A 12,345-nucleotide genomic window follows, 5' to 3' on the forward strand; every position below is an offset into this window, starting at 1 on the left:
CGAAGGGCTATGGCTACCCCTCACCCCCTCACCACGACTGTCAGTGGTGCCGACGTCCGCGTCCGCTTCTGCCCATCGCCGACCGGACTGCCGCACGTCGGCATGGTCCGCACGGCGCTCTACAACTGGGCGTACGCACGCCACAACGGCGGGAAGATGGTGTTCCGCATCGAGGACACCGATGCCGCCCGCGACAGCGAGGAGAGCTTCCGTCAGCTCGTCGACGCGCTCACCTGGCTCAAGATCGACTGGGATGAGGGTGTCGAGGTGGGAGGGCCGCATGCTCCCTACCGGCAGTCCGAGCGCCACGACATCTACCGCGGCGTGATCGACAAGCTCATCGCCACCGGAGCGCTGTACGAGAGCTACTCCACCGCGGAGGAGATCGACGCCCGCAACGAGGCCGCCGGCCGTGCCAAGCAGCTCGGTTACGACAACTTCGATCGCGACCTCACCGACGAGCAGAAGGCGGCGTTCCGCGCCGAGGGGCGTCAGCCCGCGCTGCGACTGCGCGTGCCGGACGAGGACCTCACCTACGTCGACCTCATCCGCGGCGAGGTCACCTTCCCCGCCGGTTCGTTCCCCGACTTCGTGGTCGTGCGACCGAACGGCGTGCCGCTGTACACGTTCGTGAACCCCGTCGACGACGCGCTCATGGGCATCACCCACGTGCTGCGCGGCGAGGATCTCATGCCCTCCACCGCACGCCAGCTCTCGCTGTATGCGGCGCTGATCGAGGCCGGTGTCACGACGTTCGTGCCGCGCTTCGCCCACATGCCGCTCGTGCTCGGTGAGACCGGAAACAAGAAGCTCTCCAAGCGCGACCCGCAGGCCGACCTGTTCCTGCACCGCGACCGCGGTTTCATTCCGGAGGGGCTGCTCAACTACCTCGCGCTGCTCGGCTGGTCGATCGGCCCCGACCGCGACGTCTTCTCGCTGGACGAGTTCACGGCGGCATTCGACATCGTGAACGTGAACCCGAACCCGGCCCGCTTCGACCAGAAGAAGGCCGAGTCGATCAACGGCGACCACATCCGGATGCTCGGGGAGAAGGACTTCGCCGAGCGCACGATCCCGTACCTCGCCGCAGCCGGCCTCTTCGACGAGCCCACGCACGAGCAGCTGGTGATAGCCTTCCGTGTGGCACCGCTCGTGCAGGAGCGCGTGCAACTGCTGGGCGAGGTCCCCGGCATGGTCGGCTTCCTGTTCGAGGACGAGGTGTCCTACGCCGAAGACGCCCTCAAGGGTCTGCCGGCGAATGCCGCCGAGGTTCTCGATGCGTGTGTCACCGCTCTCGAGCCGGTGGAGGAGTTCACGCCCGAGAAGATCCAGGAGGCGTTGGCGACCGCGCTCGTCGAGCAGCTCGAGCTCAAGCCGCGCGTCGCGTACGGTCCGCCCCGCGTCGCCATCACCGGCCGTCGGATCTCGCCGCCGCTGTTCGAATCGATGGAGCTGCTCGGCAAGGAGGAGTCGCTGCGTCGTCTGCGCTCTCTGTCGGCGTTCCTCGGAAGCTGAGCGCGACGCGCCCGAGCGGCAGCAGACGCCGGTGGTTTTGGTGTTCGGCCGCCGCTCGGGTAGGCTTGATTCTCGGTGCGAGGCTCCGGTTTCGCCCTTGGGGTATGGTGTAATTGGCAACACGACGGTTTCTGGTTCCGTTATTCTTGGTTCGAGTCCAGGTACCCCAGCAAGACGAAAACCCCCGCTCAGGCGGGGGTTTCGTCGTTTCCGGAGGACGGTTCTCTTGGCGCGGGGCGGCGTCACATGAGCAGCTGCAGCGGTTCTTCGATCATGCGGGCGCAGGAACTGGGCGCCGAGGGCTCCGTCGATGCCGTGGCGAGCAGCCGTTTCGGCGGAGGACGTTGACGCCCTGGTCGGCGATGTCCCCGGCATCCGGAAGAATGTCGAGGTGATCGGAATGAAGAGCTTCTGGAGCGCCTTGCCCACCGAGGGGCGGTGGCTGCTGTCGACCGCGGCGATCCAGACGCTCGGACGCGGGATGACGCTGCCGTTCACCATCATCTACTTCCACGAGGTACGCGGCTTCGATCTCGGAGTCTCGGGTGCGCTGATGAGTCTCATCGCGATCACCGGCCTCATCGTGACGGGCCCCGGTGGAACACTCATCGACCGGTTCGGTGCACGTCGCGTCTTGGTCGTGGGCCTCCTGTCGATGATCGCCGGCTGCACGCTGCTGGCGTATGCGACCCATCCGGTCGTCGCCGCCGTCGCGGTGATGCTCATCGGAGTGAATTTCGGGGTCTCATGGCCCGGATTCAATGCCCTCATCGCCTCCGTGGTCGACGGAGAGGTGCGCCAACAATACTTCGGAGTCAACTTCGCGCTCGTCAATCTGGGTATCGGCGTGGGCGGGATCATCGGCGGCTTCTTCGTCGACGTCACCGACCCTTCGACGTTCACGACGATCTTCCTGGTCGATGCCGCGACCAGCTTGATCCCCCTCGCGCTGCTGCTAGGACCGCTGCGGCGCGTGCGGACACAGCATGAGGCCGAGGTCGGCGCGCCCCCGGTCGGCGGCTATCGCGAGATCCTGCGCCGACCTGCTGTCCTGTGGCTCACGCTTCTCACGTTCCTCGCGATCTTCATCGGCTACGGGCAGATGGAGGCCGGGCTGCCCGCGTTCGCCCGACAGGTCTCGGAAGTCTCGACCCAGGTCGTGGGTCTGGCCTTCGCCGTGAACACCGCGGTGATCGTGCTGTTGCAGTTCGCCGTTCTCGCACTCATCTCCGGCAAGAGACGCACCAGGGTCATGCAGTTCATGGCGCTCGTCTGGGCGCTGTCTTGGGTGGTGCTGGGCGCCACGGGGTTTCTCCCCGGCTCACTCGCGGCGGCGATCGGTGTGATCGCCTTCATGGGCATCTTCGCGTTCGTCGAGACGATGATGCAGCCCACGATCCCCGCCATCTACAACGATCTCGCCTCGGACCGCACGCGGGGCCGGTACAACGCCATCAACTCCGCTGCCTTCCAAGCGGGTGCCATCTCGGGTCCGCTCGTCGCCGGTGTGATGCTCGGCGGCGGCCTGGACGAGTGGTTCATCGGCGTGATGATCGCGGGGAGCCTCGCGATCGGAGTGCTGGCGCTCGTGCTCGAGCGATCCGTCACTCCTGCGGCGAACGGTGTATCCGTCACCGACGCCGCGGCCGAAGATTCATCGTCAGTTCGCTCCTGACGATGCCGATCGCCGCGTTCAGCCCCGATATCGGATAGCACGGCGGGGCGTGCGACGCCACTCCCTACCGCTGTCTTGCCGGGACCTGCATCCTCGACGGAGACGAGATCAGGGGAGGAACACGGATGGCCAGACTGGTTCGAGTCGCACCGGATGAGGATCCGGGGTTCCGGCGGGTTCGCTCGGGGTCGGGCTTCCGCTATGTCGACCCCGCAGGCGAGACCGCACCCGAGGCGGACCGCGAACGCATCAGCGATCTGGTCATCCCGCCCGCGTGGCACGACGTGTGGATCGCGGCGGACCCGCTCGCGCACATCCAGGCGGTGGGGATCGACGGCGCGGGGCGCAAGCAGTACCTGTATCACCCGCTGTGGCGCGTGAGTCGTGACCGTCGCAAGTTCGTGCGGGCGCTCGACCTCGCCGCCGCGCTTCCCAGCGCCAGAGCTCAGGTTACGAGGGCGCTCAAGGAGGAGGGACAGACCAAGGAGCGCGCTCTGGCGATCGCCTTCCGCCTGCTCGACGACGCGGCGCTCCGCATCGGCTCCGAGCGATACCTCGTGCGGCACGGCAGCCGTGGGCTCACGACGCTCCGCCGGCGCGACGTGCGCGTGTCCGGCAGCGACGTGGCGTTGTCCTTCCCCGCGAAGAGCGGCCGAACCGCCTCGATCGAGATCACCGACGAATCCCTCGCCGATGCGCTGACCGATTTCGCGGCGGGGAAGTCGGCGGCTTTCCTACTGGCCTATCGACGCGGTCGCCGCCGCGTGCGCATCACTCCGGCCGAGGTCAACTCGTATCTTCGCGAGGTGACGGGGGCGTCTTTCACCGCCAAGGACTTCCGGACCCTGCACGGAACCGTCATCGCAGCCGATGCACTGGCGCGGATCGGCGAGCTCGACCGGCGCAAGGATCGGGACCAGGCTGAGCGGCTCGCCGTGCAGGCAGCTGCGACCGCGCTCGGGAACACGACCGCCGTCGCGCGCGGCAGCTACATCGATCCACGGGTCTTCCGCCAGTACGCACGCGGACGCACGCTGGACCTTTCGGTGACGCCGGAGACGGCCATCCGACGGCTCCTGGGTGGACCGGAGATCTCGAAGAAGGTCACCCGGCGAGCTGCAGCCAGACGACCGCGATGAGCATCGGGATGAGTGGCGTGACCACCGCGGCGATCACCGGCCACCACCCCACGCGGGTGTCCACGGTCCGGGCGCGCTCGGTGAGGGTGTCGCCTTCGCGGCGGTAGGACTGCGGATCGAGAGGTTCAGCGGCCCCATCGCGGTACAGCAGCGTCCGCCGTCCGAACCGATCGTGCAGCGCGGCGATCACGGTGAGGAACCTGCGGAGCTCGATCTCATCCGTGAGATCGACCGCGGGAAGGTACAGGTGCAGCGTGCGGTCGACGATCTCCAGATCGAGGTCGGCGCTCTCATCGAGGAGGATCGCCATCAGGTCGGGGGTGAGCACATAAAGCGCGTCGGTCTCATAGCCGTGCGGGACGGACACCTCGAACACGTCGCTGAAGTCGCCCTCCAGCCGCAGCTGCGAGCGGCCGGTCGGACGCCGCGGAAGCACGCTGAGCGCTCCGCCTCCCCGTCGCGAACGGAGCGTGATCCTCGGCGCTTCCGCGGGGAGGGGGATGCGCACCGCTCGCGCGGTGTGTGTCGTCGCTCCCTCTCGATCGCCGACGACGAAGATGCGCTCGACGCTGTCGAACGGGAGATCGGTGTGGAGAGCATCGAGATGATCCTGGGCGGTCCTGCTCCCGCGGTCTATCTGCTCATCGATGGATCCGCCCCAGATTCGGTCGCCGACGTCTGCGCGGTATGTCCACCCGAGCGTGTGCGCGATGGCTTCGAGGTTGGCGCGTCGCCGCCGATGCTGCACGATCGTGAAGGCCGAGGTGGCGACGAGTGCGGCGCCCGCGATGATCGTCCCCAGCTGAGCGAGCAGCAGGGCGGCGCCGTCGAGCCCGAACCCGACCGGCAGCAGATAGAAGGCGACGCTGCCGGCGATCGCCAGGTAGGCCGCCGACGCGGTGATCAGTCGGACGCCGCCCCGCACGCGGGTTCCTGCGTGCGGGGCGGGCATCGGGTCCGAGTGCGCGAGCACCGTCAGGGCTTGTAGACGATGGCGATGTTCAGTTGGCCCTTCTCGCGTGCCCAGGCGAGCCAGCGGGGTTCGTTCAGCCCGTTGAGACGCTGGATCGGGACGACGTAGATGCCCTGATCGATGCGGCTCAATGCGCGGAACTCCGGCTTCTTCGAGATCCAGATGGTGCCCCCGCCGTCCCACGGCTCGAGGCACGTGTACACATACCCGTGCTCGCGGAGATTGATCCGGTCGGTGAGACTCTCCGCCTCCTGCCGGAGCTCGGCGACGACGTCGGCGGGAACCGTTCCGTCGAGGGTGAACGCGGCGACGTCGTACACGTTGCCCTCGCCGAAGTCCCGCGTGGTGAGGATGGTCAACTCCGTGACCCCCTTGTCGGAGGTTCGGGTCCAGAGCGCGTGCGAGTTCTTCGCGCGCTTGTTCATCAGGAACCCGCCGAAGTTCACCTTCTGGAACGCGAAGTCGTCGAGCTTCGCGGCGATCTCTGCGCGTGTCGTCATGAGGGAGTCTCTCCTTGTCCGGGAGGTCGGGCGGCCTCTCCGTCGAGCGAGCCTAGGCGCCGGCGTCGAGGCGCCGTCGGACCCCGAACGAGTCCGAACGAAGCTCCGCGCAGATGCCGCCGCAGCCTGCCATAGGCTCGACTCATGCCCGCCCCGCGCACCCTCGATGAGCTCTGCGCCGGGCTGGGGCGGATGCGTACGGATGCCGGATCCCCCTCGTACGCGGAGATCGCCCGGCGTATCGGACGGCTGCGCGGGGGAGCGGAACCGGCGAAGGTCACGGTCTACGACTGTTTCCGTCCTGGCAGGAGACGGGTCGACGATCGGCTCGTCGGAGACATCGTCCGAGCCCTCGGCGGCGAGGAGACCGATTCCGAGCTCTGGCGCGAGACGGCGCGCGTGCTCAACGGCGAGCGGTCGGGAGTGCACATCGAGGTCGCGCACGCTGCGCGGAACTCTCCCGGTGCGGAGATCGGTCGGGAAGCGCTGCTCGCCTCCGTGCCCGCGGCGGACGTGCTCGTTCTCACCGGGCTGCCCGGCTCGGGGAAGAGCACCTTCGCCTCCGCGCTGGTCGGCACGGAATCCGTGCTCACGGTGCAGCTGCGCGAATCCGAACCCGATCGTCCGCACGCCGACCCCATCGACATCATGAGACGCATGCTGGGTGCGCTCGGCGTCCGTTCGCTGCCCTACGAGTTGCCCCGGCTGCGCGAGACTCTCCAGCTCGTCGCTCGCGGCACGACCGTGATCGTCGAGGATGCGGGTGACGCACGGCGCCTTGCGGCCCTGATCGTCCCGGGGGTGCGGTTCCTCGTCACCTCCCGGGTCGACCTCGCCGAGCTCGAGCAGCGCCTGCGCCCACTGACCCTGACCGTCGCTCGTGTCGTCGTTCCGCCGATGACGGATGCCGACGCGCAACGGCTCCTCTCGCATCTCATCCCGGAAGAGGGGACGGAGCCGCTCGCCGGCTCGGACGTCGACGTCCGTGCAGGCGCGCTCCGACGCATCGTGGCCGTCGGGGGTGGTCTCCCGCTCGACCTCGTGATGCTCGCGGGGATCGTCCGGGAGCACGAGGGGTGGTCGTTCCAGGATCTCGCGTCGCGCTTCGAGCACGAGCCGCGTGATGCGCGGATCCGTCCTGTGCTCGAAGCCGCCACCCGCTCGTTGTCGCAGAGCGAGGCTGATCTGCTCGCAGACGCCGCGCTGTTGGACAGAGACATCGACGCCGAGGTGCTGCTCGCGGCCGGCGGTCCGTCGGCCGAGGCGGATCTGCGTCGCCTGCATGCCCGCCATCTCGTGGAGCTCCGCGACGGGCATCTGTACATCCATGCCACCGTCTTGGCATTCGCCGCGGAGAGATCGCGCTCGCTTCGTCCGTCCTCGGAGCGCCAGGCGTTCGTGCGGAAGGCGGCGGCTGCGGCGGTGGCGAAGATCCGCTCGGATCCGGACTATGCGGCGCGGGAGGTCGTGACCGTGCTGGCAGTCGCGGCGGCAGCGCGAGAGCATGCCGCCGATTCCGCGGTGGAACAGCTCGCCATCGAGGCGCACCCCGGGCTCTCGCGGTGGTCGTTGTGGAACGAGTCGCTGCGTCTGCATGACCTCGCAGCGCGCGGGGAGGGGCTCGACCTCGTGCCGGAGATCGCACTGGGCGTCGCGCACTGCGCCGAGAAGCTGGGGCGTCTGGATGAGGCGCTGATCACTCTGCATCGGGTGCGACGCATCGCGACCGGGGCGTCACTCGCACGCACCTGGAATCAGATCGGCAACGTCCAGCGGTGGATGAGCCATCTCGACGAGGCGCTGCGCTCGTACGAGGTCGCTATCGGTCATGCGCGGGCCGCGGGGGATCGGATCGTGGAGGGGCGGGCGACCGGCAACCATGCCGACACGCTGCGCATACTCGCCCGCTACCCGGAGGCACGCGACCGTTACGCGGTGGCCTTGAGGATGGCTCAGGAGGAGGGCGATGACCTCAACGTCGCGGTCGTCCGCGGCAACCTGCCGCTGCTCCTCCTGGCCACGGGGCAGCTCGATGACGCGGCCGACGAGCTGCAGGAGCTGCTCGACGAGTCGAGCGTCGACTCGCTGCCGTTCGTGCGGAGGACACTGGCCCTGGTGGCCGAGGCGACGGGCGACGACGAGCGTGCCCGCGAGCTGTGCGCGACAGCGAGACAGGCGCTGCAGACGGCGGGGGAGTTCGCGACCTCGGCGGACCTCGACCTGCTGGAAGCACGGATGGACGGCCGCGCCGGCGACTTCGTGAGCGCGCGATCCATCGCCGAACGGACGCTGCGCGAGGCCGAACGCGCCGGCTCGCCGTTGATCGCGACCGAGGCGGCGAACTCGCTGGCTGAGATCCTGGCGCGCGCTGCGGCGAGCGACTCGACGGCCGCCCACCACCTGCTGGACGACGCGGAGCGGCACGCCGCGGAGGCGCGGAGCATCGCTGAGGCGACCGGCGATCGGGCGGAGGTGGCACGCAGCGACGCCGTCCTCTCGTCGATCGCGGCTCTGCGGGGCGATCACGCGACGGCTGAGATCCTCGCGGCGGCTTCGACGCGGCTCTACGCGGAGATCCGCCATCGCCTGCGCGGTGCCTGAGGTGTGAAGGTGGGGCGGTCCGCGTCTCGTCCGGATGCCAGGATGGAGGAATGGACACCGCCAACCTCACCCGGGAGGAGACCGCCGCGCGATCCGCCGCGGTCACCCTGCATCGCATCCGCGTCGAACTCGACCTGACGGGGGCGCCCGAGCGGGCTCGCACCGGGTTCCCGACGGTGACGACGCTCGAGTTCGACGCCACGGCGGAGTCGACCTGGCTCGACTTCATCGGCGAAGAGGTCCGCCGTGTCGAGGTGAACGGCGTCGACCAGGATGTCCTGTGGGACGGAGCACGGATCTCGCTCGCCGGCCTCGCCGCCTCCAACGTCGTCCGCGTCGAGGCGATCGGGGCGTACAGCCGTTCCGGCGAGGGACTGCACCGCTTCCACGACCCGGCCGACGACGAGACGTACCTGTACACGCAGTATGAACCGGCGGATTCACGTCGCGTCATGGCGTGCTTCGAGCAGCCCGACATGAAGGCCGAATACACCTTCGTCGTCGATTCCCCCTCCGAGTGGGAGGTGCTCTCCAACCAGTCGCCCGCGCACGTCGACCTCGGCGTCGGCGTGCAGCGGGTGGAGTTCGCGCCCACCCTGCCGATCTCGAGCTACATCACCGCGGTCGCCGCCGGCCCTTACACGCGTGTCGACGGCGAGTGGCGGCGCGACGAGCAGCAGATCCGCCTGGGGGTCTTCGTCCGCCGGTCCCTGGCGCCGTACCTGGAGGCCGACGAGATCCTCGACGTCACCCGGCAGGGGCTCGACTTCTTCACTGACGCCTTCGCGTACCCCTATCCGTGGGGCAAGTACGACCAGATCTTCGTTCCCGAGTACAACCTCGGGGCGATGGAGAACCCCGGCCTCGTGACGTTCACGGAGTCGTATCTCTCCCGCGGCGCGGCGACGGAAGCGCAGCGCGCCGCACGGGCGAACACGATCCTGCACGAGATGGCCCACATGTGGTTCGGCGACCTCGTCACGATGACCTGGTGGGACGACCTCTGGCTCAAGGAGTCGTTCGCCGACTACATGGGGGCGCACGCCTCCGCCGTCGCCACCCGTTTCCATGACGCCTGGGTGAAGTTCGCCGCGAGCCGGAAGGCCTGGGCGTATCAACAGGATCAGCTGCCCACGACACACCCGATCGTGGCGGACATCACCGACCTCGAGGCCGCGAAGCTGAACTTCGACGGGATCACGTATGCCAAGGGCGCTGCGGTCCTCAAGCAGCTGGTCGCCTTCGTCGGCGATGACGCGTTCTTCGAGGGCGCTCGGCGCTACTTCGCGGCGAATGCGTTCGGGAACACCACGCTCGACGACTTCCTGGTGCAGCTCAGTGCCGTCTCCGGCCGCGACATGAGCGACTGGTCGGCGGCATGGCTGCAGACCTCCGGTGTGTCGACGCTGTGGACCGAGACGGATGACGAGGGCCGCAGCGTCCTCGTGCAGACCGATCCGCGCCCGCACCGACTGCGCATCGGCCTGTACGAGCACCAGGACGGACGCGTCGTCCGGCGCGAGCAGCGGGAACTCGACGTGATCGGCGAGCGGACCCCGCTGGACCTGCCCGAAGCCGATCTGGTGCTCCTCAACGACGACGACCTCACCTACGCCAAGGCGCGGCTCGACGAGCGGTCTCTGCGTACGGTCGAGGCGTCGCTCTCGGAGATCGAGGAGCCCCTCGCGCGGGCGCTGGTGTGGTCGTCGCTGTGGAACGCCACGAGAGACGGAGAGCTCGATGCAGCGCGGTACGTGGCGATCGTGCGCACGCACGGCCCCGCCGAGTCCAACATCGGGCTCTTGACGGGTGTCCTCGCGAACGCCGCGTACGCCATCCGGCACTTCGTCGCGGACGACGACCGTGCTGCAGAACAGCGCAGCTGGACGGACGCCGTGTGGGATGCGCTGCAGGCCGCGGACGCCGGCAGCGACGCGCAGCTGTCGTGGGCGCGGGCACTCGCGACCGCATCCGCATACGACGACGCGCACCACGAGCAGGTGCGCGCCCTCCTCGACGGAGACGTGCCCACAGGACTCGTGGTCGACCCCGACCTGCGCTGGCAGTTGCTGACGGCGCTCGTCACGACGGGACACGCCGACCTCGCGGACATCAGCGCCGAGCAGGAGCGCGACGACACGGGCAGCGGACGGACGGCAGCGCGGCGCGCACGGTCGTCGCGGCCCGATGCCGCCGTCCGGCGCGAGGCCTGGGACTCCGCGTGGAACGACCTCTCGCTCAGCAACGATCACCTCGACGCCGAGATCGAAGGATTCCGGGCCGGTGGCCGCCGCGATCTGACCGAGGCGTTCGACGCCGAGTACTTCGCCCGTATCGCGGGAGTCTGGGGGGATCGCAGCATCGAGATCGCTCGGCGACTGGTGCTCGGTCTGTTCCCGGCGACCGAGTCGTTGCAGGCCGTCGACACCTGGCTCGCCGAGAATACGGAGGCGCCTGCGGCTCTGCGGCGGCTCATCGTTGAGCAGCGCGATCACCTGGAGCGCGACCTCAGGGTACGCGCCGCGCAGGGTGCCACCGCACGCGATTAGGCGGGAGAGACCTGCATCCCCATCACGGTGCGCACGATCCACGGGTGGGCGTGGTCGTCGTCGATGTGCGTCATGCCGATGTTCTCCGCGACGCCCCGCGAGGCGTCGTTGGCGGGGTGGATGATCGCGGTCAGCAGTGTCGGCGCGAACTCACGGGCGACGAGTTCGACGCAGGCGCGAGCCGCCTCGGTCGCATACCCCTGGCGCTGCATGGACCGGCTCACGTGATAGCCGACCTCCAGCACCGGATCGCCGTTGACGGACTGCCAGGTCAACCCGCAGTCGCCCACGAACGCGCCCGCATGCGTCTCGATGATCCACAATCCGTGGCCGTGCTCCCGGTACCGCTTCTGCATGCCCGCGAGCCACTCGGCTGTCTCGGTGCGGCTCTTCGGCGCCGGATAGAACGCCATCACTTCCGGATCGCCGAGGAGGTCGGCCATCCGGTCCAGGTCGTCCTCCGTCATCTCCCGGAAGACGAGTCGCTCGGTCGGTGGGGGGAGGAGCCGTCGCGTCGTGCCGCTCACAGATCGAGCGATTCGCCGGGCTCCAGCACGAAGAACTCGCCGCCGCCCTGCTCGGTGGCCCACTGCAGCCGCTGACGGTGCATGTTCTTCCCGATGACCGAGAGCGTCATGTCGTGGGTGCCGAAGGCGCGACGCGGCGCAACGGCGAGCACGTAGTCCATCGCCTCGCCGATCTTCAGCCAGGGCGCTCCGAGCGGCGCGGCGAGCGTGCCGACCGCGATCCCTTCCGGTACCGCATAGGAATCGCCGGGGTAGTAGAGCTCGTCGTTCACCAGCACGCCGACGTTCTCGACGACGGGCAGCGACGAGTGGATGACCTCGTGCGTGCCGCCGAAGAACCGGAGTGAGAAGTCGCCGACCTCGACCGAGTCCCCGGGGGAGACCACGGTGATGTCGTATCCCTCGGCCGCGCGAGCCACCCCCGACGGCGCGAAGATGGGCGTGCCCGGCGCGGCGCGCAGGAGGCGGTCGAAGTGATCGGACGTCCAGTGGTCGGGGTGCTCGTGAGTGATCACGATCCCGACCAGGCTGTCGAGATCCACCAGCGGTGCGGTGAAGGAGCCCGGGTCGATCAGGAGGGTCTTCCCGCCGACATCGAGGCGGAGGGCGGCATGTTCGAACTTGGTGACGCGCATGAGACGAGTCAACTCCTTCATCCGGCGCACGGCAAACGGATTCTGCGCGCCACGCCCGGGAGTCAGGTCGGCGTGGCGTCGATTTGGCGGACCGAGAAATGCCATGGCATACTTGAACGGTTGTCGCGCGACGGAAACGTCCGCCAGACGGCCCCATCGTATAGCGGCCTAGTACGCTGCCCTCTCACGGCGGTAACGCGGGTTCGAATCCCGCTGGGGTCACACAACATG

At 68.6% G+C, this 12,345-nt stretch carries 9 protein-coding genes and 2 tRNA genes; 7 read left to right on the plus strand and 4 right to left on the minus strand.

From position 1 onward, the window contains the following. Nucleotides 1–9: 9 nt before the first annotated feature. From gltX to DW298_RS17625, 4 genes are all read left to right on the plus strand, one after another. The gene (gltX, locus tag DW298_RS17610; RefSeq protein WP_136043763.1) at nt 10–1,515 is read left to right on the plus strand and encodes a glutamate--tRNA ligase; all 1,506 of its coding nucleotides are present in this window, start codon (nt 10–12) and stop codon (nt 1,513–1,515) included. A gap of 98 nt (nt 1,516–1,613) precedes the next feature. Further along, nucleotides 1,614–1,685 (plus strand) — tRNA-Gln (locus DW298_RS17615). A 230-nt stretch (nt 1,686–1,915) separates the two neighbouring features. Next, the gene (locus DW298_RS17620; RefSeq protein ID WP_240745201.1) at nt 1,916–3,190 is read left to right on the plus strand and encodes an MFS transporter; all 1,275 of its coding nucleotides are present in this window, start codon (nt 1,916–1,918) and stop codon (nt 3,188–3,190) included. 125 nt (nt 3,191–3,315) lie between these two features. After that, entirely contained in the window at nt 3,316–4,329 is a 1,014-nt protein-coding gene (locus DW298_RS17625) for a DNA topoisomerase IB (protein WP_136043765.1), read from the plus strand. On the opposite strand, the gene DW298_RS17630 is transcribed toward DW298_RS17625, so the two are convergent. Next, nucleotides 4,295–5,281 (minus strand): hypothetical protein, encoded by a 987-nt coding sequence (locus DW298_RS17630; protein WP_136043766.1) that lies wholly within the window; start codon nt 5,279–5,281, stop codon nt 4,295–4,297. The two genes, DW298_RS17625 and DW298_RS17630, sit on opposite strands and share 35 nt — an antisense overlap. A 23-nt stretch (nt 5,282–5,304) precedes the next feature. Beyond that, entirely contained in the window at nt 5,305–5,802 is a 498-nt protein-coding gene (locus tag DW298_RS17635) for a hypothetical protein (protein WP_136043767.1), read from the minus strand. 144 nt (nt 5,803–5,946) lie between these two features. Between DW298_RS17635 and DW298_RS17640 the strand changes: the two genes are divergently transcribed. After that, a complete protein-coding gene (locus tag DW298_RS17640) occupies nt 5,947–8,403 on the plus strand; it encodes a tetratricopeptide repeat protein (RefSeq protein ID WP_136043768.1) in 2,457 nt (818 codons plus the stop codon). A 50-nt stretch (nt 8,404–8,453) separates the two neighbouring features. Beyond that, entirely contained in the window at nt 8,454–10,952 is a 2,499-nt protein-coding gene (pepN, locus tag DW298_RS17645) for an aminopeptidase N (protein WP_136043769.1), read from the plus strand. Here the strand turns inward: pepN and DW298_RS17650 are convergent. Next, nucleotides 10,949–11,479: a GNAT family N-acetyltransferase gene (locus tag DW298_RS17650; protein ID WP_240745185.1), complete on the minus strand. Its 531-nt coding sequence runs from the start codon at nt 11,477–11,479 to the stop codon at nt 10,949–10,951. The two genes, pepN and DW298_RS17650, sit on opposite strands and share 4 nt — an antisense overlap. Beyond that, nucleotides 11,476–12,114, minus strand: coding sequence for an MBL fold metallo-hydrolase (locus DW298_RS17655; protein WP_136043770.1), 639 nt, complete (start codon nt 12,112–12,114; stop codon nt 11,476–11,478). The genes DW298_RS17650 and DW298_RS17655 overlap by 4 nt, the downstream gene beginning before the upstream one ends. Nucleotides 12,115–12,263: 149 nt before the next feature. On the opposite strand from DW298_RS17655, the gene DW298_RS17660 reads away from it, so the two are divergent. Continuing rightward, nucleotides 12,264–12,336: transfer RNA gene (locus tag DW298_RS17660), tRNA-Glu, on the plus strand. The last annotated feature ends 9 nt before the right edge of the window (nt 12,337–12,345 follow it).

Origin of the sequence: Microbacterium sp. A20 (genome assembly GCF_004794515.1) — a bacterium.
In the GTDB taxonomy this organism is placed as follows: Bacteria; Actinomycetota; Actinomycetes; order Actinomycetales; family Microbacteriaceae; genus Microbacterium.

Coding starts and splice junctions, on each gene's coding strand:
- DW298_RS17630 (WP_136043766.1), bottom strand. CDS start 5,281: ATGCCCGCCCCGCACGCAGGAACCCGCGTGCGGGGCGGCGTCCGACTG.
- DW298_RS17620 (WP_240745201.1), top strand. CDS start 1,916: ATGAAGAGCTTCTGGAGCGCCTTGCCCACCGAGGGGCGGTGGCTGCTG.
- DW298_RS17640 (WP_136043768.1), top strand. CDS start 5,947: ATGCCCGCCCCGCGCACCCTCGATGAGCTCTGCGCCGGGCTGGGGCGG.
- gltX (WP_136043763.1), top strand. CDS start 10: ATGGCTACCCCTCACCCCCTCACCACGACTGTCAGTGGTGCCGACGTC.
- DW298_RS17635 (WP_136043767.1), bottom strand. CDS start 5,802: ATGACGACACGCGCAGAGATCGCCGCGAAGCTCGACGACTTCGCGTTC.
- DW298_RS17625 (WP_136043765.1), top strand. CDS start 3,316: ATGGCCAGACTGGTTCGAGTCGCACCGGATGAGGATCCGGGGTTCCGG.
- pepN (WP_136043769.1), top strand. CDS start 8,454: ATGGACACCGCCAACCTCACCCGGGAGGAGACCGCCGCGCGATCCGCC.
- DW298_RS17655 (WP_136043770.1), bottom strand. CDS start 12,114: ATGCGCGTCACCAAGTTCGAACATGCCGCCCTCCGCCTCGATGTCGGC.